The following is a 15,794-nucleotide window of genomic DNA, read 5'->3' as shown; positions in this document are numbered from 1 at the left end:
CACTTCTACTCGCGGCGCGCCCGCCATCCTCATCTCCAAACACCGAAACCAACTTCCGCTTCCGCTTCCGTCCGCCCCGCTGCACCGTCGCTTCCGCTTCGGTGAGGCGGTGTTTAGGACCACCGAACGATGGCCGCAAGAAGAAAAATCATGCTTCGTGACGATTTCTTGTCAGCCCCAATGTTTCTTGGGGTTTCTTGCGTCGACCCGCCCTGCCGTTCCGCCACTTGGCCGAGTTACCCACAGGGCTTTCGGCCAAGCCGTTGATAGAATGCGATTCCCGCCCCGAATCCGCCGACTCAGGCGGCGAATCCCGCCCCGGCATGGGTGATGCGCCCGCCACAGACCGTCAGCGCGACACCCATCGCGCCGACCTCACCGGGGTCCGTCACCTCGATGTTGGCGCCCAGCAGCACGAGGTCGGCCGCCAGCCCCGGCACAAGCCGCCCGGTCAGGTGTTCGCGGTGCGCGGCCCAGGCGCCGCCCGCCGTATAGGCCGTCAGCGTCGGGCGCAGCCCCACCCGTTCATCCGTGCAGTCCGCCGCGTAGGGCTGCCGCGTCAGCGCCGCCTGCACGCCGCGCAGCACGTTCACGTCGGTCACCGGCCAGTCCGAGGCGAAGGCCAGCGGCGCCCCCGCATCGGCAAGGCTCTTCCACAGGTAGGCGTCTTTCCAGCGCGCGCGGCCGAGGCGGGTCAGCGTCGGCTCCAGCCCGAACTCCATCGCCCCCGGCGGATGCGGCGGTTGCAGCGAGGCGACGATGCCCAGCGCGCCAAGGCGGGGAATGTCGGCGCGGTCGATCAGCTCGATGTGCTCGATCCGGTGGCGACTGTCGCGCGGGCCATTGGCCTTGCGCGCCGCCTCGTAGCCGTCGATCACCGTGCGCACCGCGCCATCGCCGATCGAGTGCACGGCGATCTGCATCCCGCGCCGGTCGACCTCGGTCGCGATCTCGGCAAAGCGGGCGGGCGGGAACAGCGGCTCCGAGCGATGGCCCGGCTGGTCGGGATAGTCGTTCAGCATGTAGGCGGTGCGGCTGTCCACCACGCCATCCATGAACATCTTGACGAAGTTGCAGGTCAGCCAGTCGTCGTCGAACTCGCGCGTCATCTCGTCGGCGCGGGCCAGTTCCTTGAGGTCCATGTACGGCTTGAAGTGGAACGGCACCTTGACCCGCGCGGTCAGATCGCCCAGCCCCTGCATCTCGCGCAAGAGTTGCAGCGTGTAGCGGTTGCCGTCCATGTTCACCATCGAGGTGATGCCATGTGCGGTGCAATGCGCCAGCCCGCGCGCGATCTTGGCGCGGTCGATCGCCCGTTCCGCGTCGCTGGGCCAGGGCGAGGGCTCGCCCCCGGTGGCAATGCCAAGGCCCAGACGCGCCTCGCCGCCCAGCGCGATGATCGGCGCGAAGGCCTCGAACTCGCGCAGTTCGCCGGTGGCCAGGCCGTCCGGACCCATCACGACCTCATGCCCGCGCGGCGTGGCGAGCCCATGCAGCAGGCCCGCCGCCGTCAACGCCGCCGTGTTGGCCCAGACCGTGTGATGGTCATGCGCCGTCATTGCGATCGGCCGGTCGGCGATGATCGCGTCCATGTCGTGGCGGCTGACCGGGTGGTCGAGCATCGCGTAATCCGCGCCCTGCGCCATCAGCAGCGGCCGCTCCGGGTGTTCCGCCGCGAAACCGCGGAAGGCCGCCGTCATCGCCGCCATCCCGTGGCCGCCGTGCAGTTGCAGATGCCCCAGTTCCGCGCCGCCCATCACCAGATGCAGGTGGCTTTCGACGAACCCCGGCAGCAGCGTCCGGCTTTGCGCGTCAATCACCCGCGTGCCCGGTCCGGCCAGCCGCTCCACCTCGATCCGGCTGCCGACGGCGAGGATGCGGCCCCCGCCGATCGCCACCGCTTCGGCGCGCGGGCGGTCGGGGTCCATCGTCAGCACGCGGGCATTGGTGATGATCAGGTCAGGGGTCATGGGGCATCCTCGGCCAGGCGCTCGGCCATCACGCAGAGCATTTCGAACATCAGGCTCACGCCCAGAAAGGCCGTGGCCCCCGAGGCATCGAACGGCGGCGAGACCTCGACAAGGTCGGCGCCCACCACATTCACCCCGCGCAGCAGCCGCGCGACGCTCAGCGCCTGCCACGAATTCGGGCCGCCGACCTCGGGCGTGCCGGTGCCCGGCGCGAAGGCCGGATCGACGAAGTCGATGTCATAGCTGACATAGGTCTCGCCCGCCCCCGCGATCGCGCGCGCTTCGACCATCACGTCCTCGGGGCCGCGGGCGTGGAACTCTTCGATCGGGATCACCCGGATGCCGACCGCCCTGGCGAAGTCGCGGTCTTCCATGTCGTAGACCGAGCCGCGGATGCCGATCATGCAGACCTTTAGCGGGTCCAGCAGCCCCTCTTCCACCGCGCGGCGGAAGGGGGTGCCGTGGGTATACATCGTGCCGCCGAAATAGCTGTGAAAGAGGTCAGTGTGGCTGTCGAAGTGGATCATGCCCAGCGGGCGATCCTTGGCCAGTGCGCGCAGGATCGGCAGCGTGCACAGATGGTCGCCCCCCGCCGTCAGCGGCAGGATACCCGCCGCGCGCACACGGGTATAGAACGCCTCCATCCGGGCCAGCGTGTCCGCCAGGTCGGCCGGATTGGGGCCCACGTCGCCCAGATCGGCGCAGTTCACCAGCTCGAACGGGCGGATGCCGGTGATGCCGTGTCCGGCGCGGATCATCGTCGAGGCATCGCGCATCTGGCGCGGCGCATGGCGCGGGCCGGGGCGGTTGGTGGTGCCGCCATCCCAGGGCGCGCCGATCAGCCCGATCTGCACCTGTGCCAGTCGGGCATCGTCCAGCCCGACATGCGGCAGCCGCATGAAGGTGGGCACCCCCGCATAGCGCGGCAGGTCGAAGCCGGAGACGGGTCGGAACGCTGGGTCGGCCACGCGGGTCTCCTGTCGTGGGGATCGTCTTCGCCCGCCACTCTTCCGCAGCCGCCCACGGCTCGCAAGCGCATTCCCGACAAGGAACAGGTGGAAATCAGCCGGAAAGCGGCACGAAACCGGCAGCGCCGCACTTCCAGACTTGACCCTTTGCCGGGCTTGGGCTTCTAACCGGGATCGGAACGGGTGGCGCCGCGCCGCGCCCCGACGAGGAGAGATGAGCATGTTCACGAAATCCGCCGACGGCGACGCCATGCCTGCGGTCCGCAGCGGAGCGGCCTCCGGCACCCGGTCGCTGCTGAGTTCCGATCTTCGCATCACCGGCAACATCAGCACGACCGGCGTGGTCGAGGTGATGGGCGACGTGCAGGGCGACATCGACGCCCGCACCCTGCTGATCGGCACCGAAGGCACCGTCACCGGCAAGATCCGCGCCGAATCCGTCGAGGTGCGCGGCCACCTGTCGGGCAGCGCAAGCTGCGTGCAGTTCACCCTGCGCTCGACCTCCGTCACCTCGGTTCAGGTCACCTATGAAACGCTAGTGATCGAGAACGGCGCCGAGATCGAAGGCAAGTTCAAGCACGCCACCAAGTAAAGCTCGGCGCGGCGGGATCGAACAGGTCCGCGCCAGCAGCGCCAGATCCACCGCAGCATCGGCCAGCGCAAAGATCGGCGGGACCGACACCGTGTCACCGGGGCGCAGGGGCCGGTCCGCCCCCCGGATGCGCGTGTCGTGGCGCCGCACGTCCTCCACGACGAAATCCCCGGCCACCTGCGCAAGACTCCCGCGCCGGAAACGCGGTCAGCGCGGCCTCGGCCATCACAGGCGCCATCCCCTTCCCCCTGTCCGGTTGCGGCACTAGAGTTTCGCCAAACCGGAGGAGTGAAACCATGACCGAACCGATCCTGCTGCGCGAAGATGATGGCCCGATCGCGATCCTGACCCTCAATCGCCCCGAGGCGCTCAATGCGCTGTCGGATGCCCTGCTGGCGGCGCTGTCCGAGGCGCTGACCCGGCTGGAGGGCGAGCCGTACATCAAGGTGGTGATCCTGCGCGGTGCGGGCAAGGCGTTCTGCGCGGGCCATGATCTGAAGGAGATGCAGGCCGGGCGGCAGGCCGACGACCACGGCCGCAGCTACTTCGCCGACCTCTTCCGCCGCTGCGCCGCGGTGATGCAGCAGATCATCCGCCTGCCGCAACCGGTGATCGCCGAGGTTCATGCCGTCGCCGCCGCCGCCGGCTGCCAACTGGTCGCAAGCTGCGACCTCGCGGTTGCGTCGGAAGTCGCGCGGTTTGGCGTGAATGGCGTGAATATCGGGCTGTTCTGCTCGACCCCGATGGTCGCGCTCAGCCGGGTGGTGCCGCGCAAGCAGGCCTTCGAAATGCTGACCACCGGGGTGATGATCGACGCCGCGAAGGCCGAGCAGATCGGGCTGGTCAACCGCATGGTGCCCAAGGGAACCGAGCGCGACGAGGCCACCTGGCTGGCCGAGACCATCGCGGGCAAGTTGGGTGCGGCGGTGAAGATCGGCAAGCGCGCGTTCTACGAACAGATCGAGATGGGGCTGGCCGAGGCTTATGACCATGCCGCCGCCGTGATGGTGCAGAACATGCTCTGGCGCGATACCGACGAGGGCATCAGCGCGTTCATCGAAAAGCGGCATCCCGACTGGCCGCCGGGCGCCTGATGAAAAACGCCCAGCAAGGCATTGGCTGGAAAGGAAAATCTGGGCACCGAAAACGCACCGATTTTGCACCGAAAACACACCGACGTTGACACCGATTCCGGGCCTCAGCCGTGGATGCGCTGGCGCAGGCTGAGGCCGAGCAGCAGCGCCCCGATCGCCATCGCGAGGCAGGCGGCGATCACCGCGCCGCCGCCGATGCTCAGCAACAGCGCCCCCGCCACCGGCGCGATCGCCTGCGCCAGCAGCGGCGCCACCGACAGCGCGCCCCAGACCGCGCCGAAGCCCTCGCGCCCGAGGATGTCGGCCGCCAGCAGCGGCCGCAGGATGGTGGCGATTCCCGCCGCCCCGCCCTGTGCCAGCGCGTAAAGCAGCCAGAGCGTCGGCACCCCGTGACCCGCCAGCAACAGCAGCGACGACAGCACGAAGCCCGCCAGCGTCCAGACTGTGACGCGGCCCAGCGGCATATCCTCGCCCGCCAGCACCAGCATCACCCGCCCCGCCACCTGCGCCGGGCCGAAGGCCGCCGCCAGCATCACCGCGATGCCATGCGGCGCACCGCGCCCGGCCAACAGCGGCAGCGCAAAGGTGGTCAGCATCGCGTGGTTCATCCAGATCAGGCCGATCAGCCCACCCAGCCGCCAGAACGCGCCATCCCGCAGCGCCCGGTGCAGCGCGCTCTTGGCGCCCGCCGGGTCGGGCGGGTCCGGCACTTCGCGCCCGACCCGGCGCTGCACCAGCGCAGTGCCAAGGATGTTCAGCGGCATCGTCACCCCCGCCGCAATGGCGGCCAGCGCCAGCAGCGCGCCCTGCCAGCCCAGGCTGCGCGCCAGCGCATCACCCAGCGGAAAGGCGATCGTCGCGGAAAACCCCGCGACCAGCGTCACCCGCACGATGGCGCCGCGCGCCGAGGCGCCAAGGCGGCGGGTGAGCAGGGCAAAGCAGGTCTCGAACTGGGTCGTCGCCTGACCAAGGCCGATCAGCAGATAGGCCGCGATCCACACCGCCGGGCGCGCCTCGGCAAAGGCCGCCAGCGCCAGCCCCGCCGCCCCGACCAGCGGGCCGTAGCGCAAGAGCGTGGCGCCCCGGCCCCGGTCGACCAGCCGCCCCATGCGCGGCGCGATCAGCGCGGCAAGGATCAACCCGACGGTCGGCCCCGCCGCCAGCAGGGTGCGTGGCATCTGCGCGCCGGTCACCGGATCGCTCAGCGCGACCAGAAGGGCGGCAAAGGCGAAGTTCAGCGTGGCGTAGCCGGTGGTCTGGCCCGCCGCGATCAGCCAGACGCCAAGGCCCCCGGCCGAAGGCGCGGCGGCGCGGCTCACAATGCGTAGATCTCGCCGAACTTGGCTTCCAGGTAGTCCAGCAGCGGCGCCTCGGAGGGCGCAAAGCCGCAGGCCCGCGCGATGACCTCGCGTGGTTCGTAAAGCCCGCCGTGGCGTTGCACATTCTGGTGCAGCCACGCCGTGGCCGGGCTCGCGTCGCCCTGCGCGAGTGCGCCGTCCACCCCCGGCACCGCCGCCCGCATCGCCCGGTTCAGGCACCCCGCATAGACATTGCCCAGCGTGTAGGTCGGGAAATAGCCGAAGAGGCCGACCGACCAGTGCACATCCTGCAACATCCCGTGCGAGGGCCTGTCGACCGCCACCCCGAAATCGTTCAGGAACCGGGCGTTCCAGGCCGCCTCAAGGTCCGCCACCTCCAGCCCGCCGCCGATCAGCGCGCGTTCCAGATCGAAGCGCAGCATGATGTGCAGGTTGTAATGCACCTCGTCCGCCTCGGTCCGGATGAAGCCGGGCTGCACCCGGTTCACCGCCGCATGGAAGGCGTCGGCCTCCGGGACGGACAGCGGGCCGAAGGTTTCGCCCATCCGCCCGTAAAGCCAGCCGGTGAAGGGGCGCGACCGGCCAAGCTGGTTCTCGTAGATCCGGCTCTGGCTTTCGTGCACCCCCATCGACACGCCCTGCCCCAGCGGCGTCAGCAGATAGGCGGGGTCGATGCCCTGTTCATAGCAGGCGTGGCCGGTTTCGTGGATCGTCGAGTAGACGCAGTTGAACGGCTCGGCCTCGACGACGCGGGTGGTGATGCGCACGTCATGGCCCGAACCGGACGAGAACGGGTGGACAGCAAGGTCCAGCCGCCCGCGCGACCAGTCATAGCCGAAGGCCCGCGCCAGCGTGCGGGCCAGCCGCATCTGGCCTTCGGCGGGGAAATGCCCATCCAGCGCGGCGGGGGTCGGCACCCCCAGCACCCGCTCGCGCAGCGCCACCAGCCGGGGCCGCAGCCCGTCGAACATCGCGCCGACACTGGCCGCCGTGGCGCCGGGCTCGTAGTCGTCCAGCATCGCGTCGTAAAGGTCGCCGTTGGCCGCCAGCGCGGCCGCCTCCTGCCGCTTCAGGTCCACGACGCGGGTCAGGGTGGGCAGGAATTGCGCCACATTCTCGGCCCGGCGCGCCTCGGCCCAGGTGCCCTGCGCGACCGAGGTGACGCGGGCAATCTCTTGCGCCAGATCGGCGGGGATGCGGGTCGCGCGCAGGTGGCTGCGGCGGATCAGCCGCAGGTTGGCGCGGGCCACATCGTCCTGCGGCGCGGCATCCTCCAGCCATTCGGCGATGCGCGGGTCCGACCGGCGGGCGTGCAACACGCCCTCGATCGCGCCGGTCTCCTCGCCGCGCTGATCGGCGGCGCCGCGCGGCATCATGGTTTCCTGATCCCAGCCCAGGCGGCCGGCGATCTGACCCAGCGCCTCGGTCTCGCGCTGGAAGGCCATCAGGCGGGTGTAGGCGGTCATGCGGTTCCCTTTCGGATCGAGCCCACGATGGGGTAGCGCGCAGTATGGCGGGCGCGCAGGATCAGCACCCAGAGGAGCACGGCGCCCAGTTGGTGGACAATGGCGATGTGCAGCGGCGCGGCATAAAGCGCGGTGAAGATGCCCAGCGTCATCTGCAGCACCAGCATCGCCGCCATCGCCGCAAAGGCGCCGCGCGTGGCGGCGTGCGAGGATCGGCGCGCGCGGATCGCCACGACCAGGCCGAAGACCACCAGCAGATAGGCCGTGATGCGGTGGACGAACTGCACGAGGCCCGCATTCTCGAAGAACGCCCGCCAGAGCGCGCCATCGACCTTGAACGCATCCTCGGGGAAGACGTGGCCGTTCATCAGCGGCCAGGTCGGATAGTTGCGGCCCGCGTCGATGCCCGCGACCAAGGCACCCAGCAGCACCTGCAGGAACGCCAGGTGCATCACCCCGGTAGCGAGGCCGAAGAGCTTGCGTTCGCCCTGCCGTCGCGCTTGCAGCAATGCGGCCTCGCTGCGCGACATCTGCAGGATGAACCATGCCGTCAGCCCGAGGATCACGAAGCCGATGCCAAGGTGGGTGGCGAGCCGGTAGGAAGCGACGGCGGTCACGTCGCCGGTCAGCCCCGAGGCGACCATCCACCAGCCGATCGCGCCCTGAAAGCCGCCGAGCACGCCCAACAGGAACAGCCGCCCGCGCCAGCCGGTGGGGATCATCCCCGCCGCCCAGAAGCCGAAGAACCCGATCGCCCAGACCAGCCCGATGCTGCGGCCAAGCTGGCGGTGGCTCCACTCCCACCAGTAGATGGTCTGGAAGTGGTCAAGGGTCATGCCCTTGTTCTCGATCAGGTATTGCGGGCTTTGCTGATAGGCCGCGAAGGCGTCGACCCAGGCCTGCGCCCCGATCGGCGGCAAGGCGCCCGAGACCGGCTTCCATTCGGTGATCGACAGGCCCGATCCGGTCAGCCGGGTCAGCCCGCCGACGATGATCATCGTGGTGAGCATCGCGAAGATCAGCATCAGCCAGGCCCGGATCGCGCGGCGGGCGCCTTGCCCCTTGCCGCTGATCAGGCTGCCTTGCGGGGTCGGGGCGGTCTTGCCGCCGACCTCTTCGAATATCATGCGTTTCTGAGCCATGCTGCCTCCGTTCGCGCGGGGGGAACAGTAGGCCCCGCCCCCGCCGCCTTCAAGTCGGCCCGCCGTCGCGTCCGCGGACGATCTGCCGCAGCATCCCGTGCAGCGTCTGCACATCGGCGCGCGTCAGCGGCAGGCGGCCCCACATGTTGCGCAGGTTGACCTTCATGCTGGGTGCCTTCGGGACCGGAAAGAAGAACCCGGCGCGGTCCAGCACATCCTCGACATGGTCACCCAGCTTCTCGATCTCGATGCCGGTGGCAAAGTCGGTGCCCGCCAGCGCCATCGCCTCGGGCGGCAGTCCGGCGGCAAGGCGGCGCCATTCGTAGGCCACCAGCAGCACGCATTGCGCGAGGTTGAGCGAGGCGAAATCGGGGTTCACCGGCACCGTGATGATGGCATCCGCGCGCGCCACGTCGTCATTTTCCAGCCCGGTGCGCTCGGGGCCGAACAGGATGGCGACCTGCTTGCCCTCGGCCGCCAGCGCGCGGGCGTGTGCCATCGCGCGTTCGGGCGTCATCACCGGCTTGGTCAGTTCGCGCCCGCGCGCCGTGGTGGCAAAGACATAGTGGCAGTCGCGCAAGGCTTCCGGCAGCGTGTCGAAGCGGCCCGCAAGGTCCAGCACCCGGCTGGCGCCCGAGGCCATCGCGACCGCCTTGGGGTTGGGCCAGCCGTCGCGCGGCGCCACCACGCGCAGCTTCGTCAGCCCGAAGTTCAGCATCGCCCGCGCCGCCGCCCCGATGTTTTCGCCCATCTGCGGGCGCACGAGGATGACGGCGGGCTCTGGCATGGGCTCTGGCATGGGCTCTGGCATGGGCTCTGGCCCGGACTCTGGCATGGGCACCTTCGGCGTGGAACGGCGGGTCGCGGCCTGATACGCTGCGGCCACCGGCAAGGCAAGCGGAGGGGCGTCATGGCCTATGACGAGGGGCTGGCGCAACTGATGCGCGACGAACTGGAGGAGCTGCCCGGCCTCACCGAAAAGAAGATGTTCGGCGGGCTCTGCTTCCTGCTGGACGGCAACATGGTCTGCGGCGTGCACAAGGGCGGCGCGATGTTCCGGGTCGGCAAGGGCAATGACGCCGCCGCAAAGGCCCTGCCCGGCGTGGGCGAGATGACCTTCACCGGCAAGCCGATGGCCGGTCTGGTGCAAGCCGACCCCGAGGCGACCGGCGACGACGCCACCCGCGCCAGCCTGATGGCGATGAGCGTGGCGACCGCCCGCGCCCAGCCGCCGAAGTAAGTGCCCGACCAGCCCCCCAAAGGCGGTTATGACCCCGTCGGCCGCATCGCCGACCTCGACGCCGGGCGGCGGCGGCTGATCGTCCATGCCGCCGAAAGCTGGCACGCGGCGGTGATGGGCGGGCGTTTCGACTTCTTCGTGAAGCTCGCCGCCACGGCGCGGGCCGAAGCGGTGCAGCCGCTGCTGGTGAAGGCCGAACGCCCGGCCTCGCAGCGGCTGCTGGGCCAGCGCGGGCTGCACCTGCTGATCGGACCGCGCCATCCGGTGGCGCCGAACGTGCTGCACGTCCACCCCGGCTATCTGTGGGGCTTCTGGTATCTCGACCCGCAGGGGGTCAACTACCGCTCTTCGCTTGGTCAATTGACCTTCGACCCGCAGGGGATCGACCCGCAAGAGGCAGCGGACTTTGTGCGCGAACTGCGCGACCGCCTCGTCGCCGCCAACGTCTCGAAATTCCCGCAGGCGGCGCGGGCGCCGCTGCCCCCGGCCTACGCCGCGATCTTCGTGCAGGAGATCGAGAGCTATGGCACCCCCGTCCACCACCTGACCAGCGAGACGATGCTGCGCGTCACGGCCGCAGCGGCGGGCGGCGCGCCGGTGCTGGTCAAGCTGCACCCGGCGCAATCGGCCGATACCGCCGCGCGGCTGACCGCCCTTGCCGCCACCCTGCGCGGCGTGCAGGTCACCGCCGCCAGCCTGCACGACATCGCCGCCGCCGCGCGGGTAATCGTCACCCAGAACTCCGCCGCCGGGTTCGAGGCTCTGGTGCAGCATCGCCCGGTGATCATCTGCGCGATCAGCGACTACCATGCCGCCACCCTTGTCGCGCGCACCCCGGCCGCGTTGACCGAAGGCCTGCGCGAGGCCCCGGCCCGGCTCGCCGCCTTTCCCTACGACGCCTTCCTTTACTGGTTCCTGCGCCAGCACCAGTTCCAGCCCGCCGCGCCGGACTTCGCCGCCCGCGTCTGGGCGGCCTGCCTGGCCACCGGGGCGATTTGAGCGGATTGACGGAATCGGCGTCCGGGCCCAGCATTCCGGAACGCCTCGCCCGCAGCGTTCCGCACAAAGGATTTCGCCATGAAACTGATGCTTTCCGCAGCACTTCTCGCGGTATCGGTCCTGCCCGCCGCGGCGCAGTCCATTGGCGGCCGCTATGCCGTGCAGGGCACCAACCTCGACGGTTCGGCCTACACCGGCACCGCCACCATCACGCTGATCAGCCAGACCACCTGCACGATCAAGTGGGTCACCGGCGGCAGCACCTCGACCGGCATCTGTTCGCGCAATGGCGACGCCTTTGCGGCGGCTTATGTGCTGGGCAAGGATGTCGGGCTGGTGATCTACAAGGTCAACGGCGACGGCACGCTCAGCGGGCTCTGGACCATCGCCGGGCAGGACGGCAGCGGCACCGAAGACCTGACGCCCGAGTGACCTGACAGCCCAGTGACCTGACGGCGTCGATGTCGCAAACGGACGCGACCGGGGGCTGTGCGACGGCTACCCACGCCGCATGACCAAGCCCGCCGACCGCATCCCCCTCGGCGTCGCCTTCATGGTGGGGTTCTGCGCGATTGCCCCCCTGATCGACGTCTTCTCGAAGCTCGGCGCGCAAAGCGTGTCGGTCGGCGAGGTCACGCTGGCCCGCTTTGTCGTGCAGGCCGTGCTGATGGCGCCGATGGTGGTCTGGTCGGGCCAGGGCTTCCGGATGTCGCCGCGCGTGCTCTGGCTGACGACGATGCGCGCGCTGGTCTCGATCCTGTCCACCTACTGCTTCGTGGCGGCGGTGCAGAAGATGCCGATCGCCGATGCGCTGGCGATCGCCTTCGTCGAGCCGTTCATCATCCTGCTGCTGGGTTGGCTGGTCTACAAGGAACACGTCGGGCCGCGCCGCCTCGGCGCCGCCACCGTGGGCTTTCTGGGCGCGCTCCTGGTGATCCAGCCGAGTTTCAGCCATTTCGGCGCGGTCGCCTTCTTCCCGCTGGGCACCGCGCTGTTCTTCGCGCTCTACATCCTGATCACGCGGCAACTGGCGCCGCTGATGCACCCGATCGCGATGCAGTCGCACACCGCCATCGTCGCCACCCTGCTGTGGCTGCCGGTGATGCTGATCGCGACCGGCGCAGAGATCCCGTCGCTGGCCTTCGACATGCCCGCGCCGCTGGTCTGGGCGTTCCTGTTCGGCGTCGGCTTCGCCGCGACGGTGTCGCACATGTCGATGAGCTTTGGCTTGCGGCTGGCCCCCGCCTCGACCCTCGCGCCGCTGCACTATCTGGAAATGGTCAGCGCGGCCACCTTCGGCTACCTCGTCTTCGGCGACTTCCCGAACGCGCTGACCTGGACCGGGATCGGCATCATCTGCGCCTCGGGGCTTTACATCATCCACCGCGAACGCGCGCTGGCCCGCCGTCCGGCCGATGATCCGGGACCAGCGACGCTATTGCCGGAGGCAGCGCTGCCCGAGGAAGGATGACCAGCATCCGCGGCGCCGAGAAGGTCAGCCGCACCTCGGGCGCCGAAACCTCGTTCGAGGTGCCGATCCGGCCGTCGGGCGCGAACGCCAGCCCACCGATCGGCCAGCGCAGCCCGGTGCTTTCCCCCGCCACCGGCCCCAGCGGATAAAGCGACAGCCGCGCGCCGACCTTCAGCCTTAGCGTCAGCGACAGCGGCGCCAGAAAGCACACATCCTGCGCCGACAGCACCAGACAGCGGCGCTCGGCGTGCTGCGCCAGCGCGCTGAAGACCGCCAGCGTGTGATCGACCCGCGCGCCGGAAAACCCCACCGCCAGCACGAAGGGCGCGTCGATGCTGCGCAGCGCCTTGTCGAAGTCGGTCGTTTCCTGTTCCGCGATGCGGTGCAGGGCGGCGGCGGGCAATCGCGCCCGCGCCGCGGCACTGATCGAGTCGAAGTCGCCGATCACCGCCTCGGGCATCAGCCCCGCCGCCAAGGCCCGGTCCGCGCCGCCATCCGCCGCCACCAGACGCGGCGCAAGCCGCAGCGCGGCCCGCAGCAACGCCGGGGTCGCCTGCCCGCCGCCCACCAGGGTGACGCCGGAGCGTGACTGGACAATCATCCGTTTCATGGAATCATTGTCACCGAATAAGGCAGGGGTGCACAACGGTGGCCACAATCAATCCTTGAAATTACCCGCGTCTGTGCACGGAATTGTTCCCCCGGTCGGGCAAAGTTGATCGAACTGGAATTGTCAGAAAGCGAGCTTCCGATGGTCGGTGCAAGCAAGATCCTCACGGTATCTTACGGAACCTTCTCCTGCACGTTGGAGGGGTTCGACGAGCCATTCTCGACGATGAAGGCAATTGCCGAATACTTCCGCGACCTTGCGGCCGATGATCGCTACTTCGGCGCCGAACCGCCCACCCCCGATGCCGACATGCTGCACCGCATCGCCGAGCGCGAGATCCAGCGCCGGGTCGAGGCGAAGATTCAGGAACATGGCGTCGTGCTGCGGGCCGAGGCTCCGGCGGCCCCGCTCGCCGCCCCGGCCCCCGCCATCGTGGAAGCGGCCCCCGTCAGCGCCCCCGCCGCCGCTGCAGCCGTGCCGCCCGCCGCCGAAAGCATCGCCGCCAAGCTGCAACGCATCCGTGCCGCCGTCGACCATGCCCGCGCGGCGAGTGCCGCCGAAGACGCCGAACTGGCCGAGGATGTTGAAGAGCCCGCGCCGGTCGCCGAGCCCGTGGTGGTGAAAGCCGCCGCGGCCGAACCCGAGCTGGCCGCCGAGGAGGCGGTGTTTACGGTCGAGGACACCTTCGCGGCAGAGCCGACGATTGTCGCGGCGCCCGCTGCGGCGGCCGAACCGGTCGCGGAACCCGTGCAATACCTCGAAGACACGATCAGCGCCGTGATGGCCACCTTCTCGCTCGACGCGGCGGCCGAACCCGCGCCGCAGCCGGTGACCGAAGCGCCCGCCGCGCCGGAACCGGTCGCACCCGACGCCGCCCCGCGCACCCGCGCCCGGGTCATCAAGGTGCGCCGGATCGAGTCGGACCAGCCGGGCGGCCGCACGACGATCGAAACCGAACACCTCGACCCCGAAACCGCCGCCGCACGCGACGCCGAGGCCAAGGCCGCGGCGGCGACGAAGGCAGCCGAAGCGAAAGCGGAAGCCGAGGCGAAGGCGGAAGCAGAAGCGGAAGCCGAAGCGAAAGCGGAAGCCGAGGCGAAGGCGGCGGCCGAAGCGGAAGCCGAAGCGAAAGCGGAAGCCGAGGCGAAAGCGGAAGCCGAAGTGAAGGCGGAAGCCGAGGCGCAAGCGGAAGCCGAGGCGAAAGCGGAAGCCGAGGCGAAAGCGGAAGCCGAGGCGAAAGCGGCGGCCGAGGCGAAGGCGGAAGCCGAAGTGAAGGCGGCGGCCGAGGCGAAAGCGGAAGCCGAGGCGAAAGCGGAAGCCGAGGCGAAGGCGGAAGCCGAAGCCGCGTTGGAGGTGATCGCTGCGCCGGTGGTCGAAACCGCCGTGGCGGCGTCGACCCTGACGCCCGAACAGGAAGCCGAACTCCAGGCCGAACTGGCCGAGGTCGAGCGCGAACTGGCGGCGGAGCCTGTCGCGGAAGTGCCGCAAGCGCCTGAAGCCATTGCCGAACCCGAAGTCGCGGTGGAACCCGAAGTCACGGCCGAACCCGAGGTTGCGGCGGAACCCGAAGTCGCGGCGGAACCCGAAGTCGCGGCGGAACCCGAAGTTGTGGCCGAGCCCGAAGTCGCGGCCGAACCCGAAGTCACGGCGGAACCCGAAGTCGCGGCCGAACCCGAAGTCGCGGCGGAACCCGAAGTCGCAGCGGAACCCGAGGCCGTCGCCGCGACGCCGGTCGAACCCGCCGCCCCGGAAGCACCTGCCCCGGCGCGCACGCCGCTGTCGGTCCGGATCGGCGATCTCGCTGCCGGCGCGTTGGCGGCGGCCGGTCTGAGTGGGGCCGCGAAAGTCGCTGCCAAGGTTGGCGAAGGCCAGACCCGCCAGGGCTTCCTCGGCGGCAATGTCGAGGCCGATCCGAACGCGGTCGACCGCCTGATGCAGCATGCCGAGACCGAGGCGGGCGAGCCCGAGACCCGCCGCCGTCAGGCCACGCTCTCGCACCTCAAGGCCGCCGTCGCCGCGACCGAGGCCGAAAGGGAACTGAGTGACGGCCCGGCGGACAGCACCGCCCCGACCGAGCTTGACCGTTACCGCGACGATCTGGCCCAGGCCGTGCGCCCGCGCCGCCCGTCGGCGCCCGCCGCCCCGACCACCCGCCCGGTGGTGCAGCCCGAACGCCCGGCCCCGCTGGTGCTGGTGTCCGAGCAGCGCATCGACGCGCCCGGCCGGGTCGAGCCCGTGGTGATCCGCCCGCGCCGCATCGCGGCGTCGAACATCGTCGCGCTGGAAGAAGCCGAGGACGACGCCGAAGAGGCGGAAGGCGATACCGGCAACATCTTCGCCGACTCGCGCAGCTTTGCCGAGTTTGCCGAACGCATCGGCGCGACCGCACTGCCCGACCTGCTGGAAGCCGCCGCCGCCTATTCCGCCTGTGTCGAGGGTCGCCCCACCTTCTCGCGCCCGCAGATCCTGCGCTCGGCCGCCGCCGCCGCGGAAACCCCGGTCAGCCGCGAACAGAGCCTGCGCAGCTTCGGGATGCTGCTGCGGCAGGGCAAGATTCAGAAGGTGAAGCGCGGCCAGTTCGCCATCGCCGAAACCTCTCGCTACCTGCCCGAGGCGCGCAAGATCGCGCGCTGACGGCCAGACGAGTGGGTGTCGTCACGAGTATCGGGCGGCGGGGGAAACCCGGCCGCCTTTGTCACTTTTCGGGCGGGGCGTCCGGGTCGGACTGGCCGACGCCCAGAAAGACAAAGCGGAACGGCAGCATCCACAGAAAGCCGAGCCCGACGTAGACCGCCAGTTCCAGCCAGACCGGCGGCCGGTCGAGCAGACCGACCAGCGTGACCGCCACCACGATGTAAAGCGGCAGACCGACCAGCAGGATGACCAGCGACCAGCGCCGCCGCGCCTTGTAACTCAGGGCCAT

Annotated in this window: 16 protein-coding genes; 7 read left to right on the top strand and 9 right to left on the bottom strand. The window is 69.8% G+C overall.

Annotated elements, in window-relative coordinates:
- Window positions 1-299: 299 nt before the first annotated feature.
- Both AC11WY_RS11860 and AC11WY_RS11855 read right to left on the bottom strand, forming a co-directional pair.
- Window positions 300-1,970 (bottom strand): amidohydrolase, encoded by a 1,671-nt coding sequence (locus AC11WY_RS11860; RefSeq protein WP_482925678.1) that lies wholly within the window; start codon window positions 1,968-1,970, stop codon window positions 300-302.
- On the bottom strand, window positions 1,967-2,938 hold the full coding sequence (locus AC11WY_RS11855) for an agmatinase (protein ID WP_482925676.1): 972 nt from the start codon (window positions 2,936-2,938) through the stop codon (window positions 1,967-1,969). Before AC11WY_RS11855 ends, AC11WY_RS11860 begins: the two co-directional genes overlap by 4 nt.
- 220 nt (window positions 2,939-3,158) lie before the next feature.
- Between AC11WY_RS11855 and AC11WY_RS11850 the strand changes: the two genes are divergently transcribed.
- Entirely contained in the window at window positions 3,159-3,530 is a 372-nt protein-coding gene (locus AC11WY_RS11850; protein ID WP_482925674.1) for a bactofilin family protein, read from the top strand.
- Here AC11WY_RS11850 and AC11WY_RS11845 read toward each other — a convergent pair.
- Complete coding sequence (locus tag AC11WY_RS11845; protein ID WP_482925672.1) at window positions 3,474-3,707, bottom strand: hypothetical protein; 234 nt, start codon at window positions 3,705-3,707, stop codon at window positions 3,474-3,476. The two genes, AC11WY_RS11850 and AC11WY_RS11845, sit on opposite strands and share 57 nt — an antisense overlap.
- 119 nt (window positions 3,708-3,826) lie before the next feature.
- Here AC11WY_RS11845 and AC11WY_RS11840 point away from each other — a divergent pair, with 119 nt between their 5' ends.
- Window positions 3,827-4,624 (top strand): enoyl-CoA hydratase, encoded by a 798-nt coding sequence (locus AC11WY_RS11840; RefSeq protein WP_482925670.1) that lies wholly within the window; start codon window positions 3,827-3,829, stop codon window positions 4,622-4,624.
- A gap of 104 nt (window positions 4,625-4,728) precedes the next feature.
- Here AC11WY_RS11840 and AC11WY_RS11835 read toward each other — a convergent pair whose 3' ends face one another.
- From AC11WY_RS11835 to AC11WY_RS11820, 4 genes are read right to left on the bottom strand one after another with little or no spacing between them, the layout of a single operon-like run.
- Window positions 4,729-5,943, bottom strand: a complete 1,215-nt coding sequence (locus AC11WY_RS11835; protein WP_482925668.1) for an MFS transporter — start codon at window positions 5,941-5,943, stop codon at window positions 4,729-4,731.
- On the bottom strand, window positions 5,940-7,409 hold the full coding sequence (locus AC11WY_RS11830; protein ID WP_482925666.1) for a carboxypeptidase M32: 1,470 nt from the start codon (window positions 7,407-7,409) through the stop codon (window positions 5,940-5,942). The genes AC11WY_RS11835 and AC11WY_RS11830 overlap by 4 nt, the downstream gene beginning before the upstream one ends.
- Window positions 7,406-8,551 (bottom strand): heme A synthase, encoded by a 1,146-nt coding sequence (gene ctaA, locus AC11WY_RS11825; RefSeq protein ID WP_482925664.1) that lies wholly within the window; start codon window positions 8,549-8,551, stop codon window positions 7,406-7,408. Before ctaA ends, AC11WY_RS11830 begins: the two co-directional genes overlap by 4 nt.
- Window positions 8,552-8,600: 49 nt before the next feature.
- Window positions 8,601-9,338 carry an RNA methyltransferase gene (locus AC11WY_RS11820; RefSeq protein WP_482925662.1) on the bottom strand — a complete coding sequence of 246 codons (738 nt, stop codon included), beginning with the start codon at window positions 9,336-9,338 and terminating at the stop codon, window positions 8,601-8,603.
- Between the two features lie 123 nt (window positions 9,339-9,461).
- On the opposite strand from AC11WY_RS11820, the gene AC11WY_RS11815 reads away from it, so the two are divergent.
- The 4 genes from AC11WY_RS11815 (at window position 9,462) to AC11WY_RS11800 (ending at window position 12,261) form a co-directional block, all read left to right on the top strand.
- Window positions 9,462-9,791, top strand: a complete 330-nt coding sequence (locus tag AC11WY_RS11815) for a TfoX/Sxy family protein (RefSeq protein ID WP_482925660.1) — start codon at window positions 9,462-9,464, stop codon at window positions 9,789-9,791.
- Window positions 9,792-10,790: a capsular polysaccharide export protein, LipB/KpsS family gene (locus tag AC11WY_RS11810; protein ID WP_482925658.1), complete on the top strand. Its 999-nt coding sequence runs from the start codon at window positions 9,792-9,794 to the stop codon at window positions 10,788-10,790.
- Between the two features lie 78 nt (window positions 10,791-10,868).
- A complete protein-coding gene (locus tag AC11WY_RS11805) occupies window positions 10,869-11,222 on the top strand; it encodes a hypothetical protein (protein ID WP_482925656.1) in 354 nt (117 codons plus the stop codon).
- Between the two features lie 79 nt (window positions 11,223-11,301).
- Entirely contained in the window at window positions 11,302-12,261 is a 960-nt protein-coding gene (locus AC11WY_RS11800) for a DMT family transporter (protein ID WP_482925654.1), read from the top strand.
- Here the strand turns inward: AC11WY_RS11800 and AC11WY_RS11795 are convergent.
- Window positions 12,167-12,871: a thiamine diphosphokinase gene (locus tag AC11WY_RS11795; RefSeq protein WP_482925652.1), complete on the bottom strand. Its 705-nt coding sequence runs from the start codon at window positions 12,869-12,871 to the stop codon at window positions 12,167-12,169. The two genes, AC11WY_RS11800 and AC11WY_RS11795, sit on opposite strands and share 95 nt — an antisense overlap.
- A gap of 141 nt (window positions 12,872-13,012) precedes the next feature.
- Here AC11WY_RS11795 and AC11WY_RS11790 point away from each other — a divergent pair, with 141 nt between their 5' ends.
- Window positions 13,013-15,505 (top strand): hypothetical protein, encoded by a 2,493-nt coding sequence (locus AC11WY_RS11790; protein WP_482925650.1) that lies wholly within the window; start codon window positions 13,013-13,015, stop codon window positions 15,503-15,505.
- 61 nt (window positions 15,506-15,566) lie between these two features.
- On the opposite strand, the gene AC11WY_RS11785 is transcribed toward AC11WY_RS11790, so the two are convergent.
- Window positions 15,567-15,794 carry a DUF2842 domain-containing protein gene (locus AC11WY_RS11785; protein ID WP_482925648.1) on the bottom strand — a complete coding sequence of 76 codons (228 nt, stop codon included), beginning with the start codon at window positions 15,792-15,794 and terminating at the stop codon, window positions 15,567-15,569.

This window comes from Solirhodobacter sp. (genome assembly GCF_964715405.1).
The sequence above is the reverse complement of the archived record's forward strand: the minus strand, read 5'-3'. Positions and strand labels throughout refer to the sequence as shown.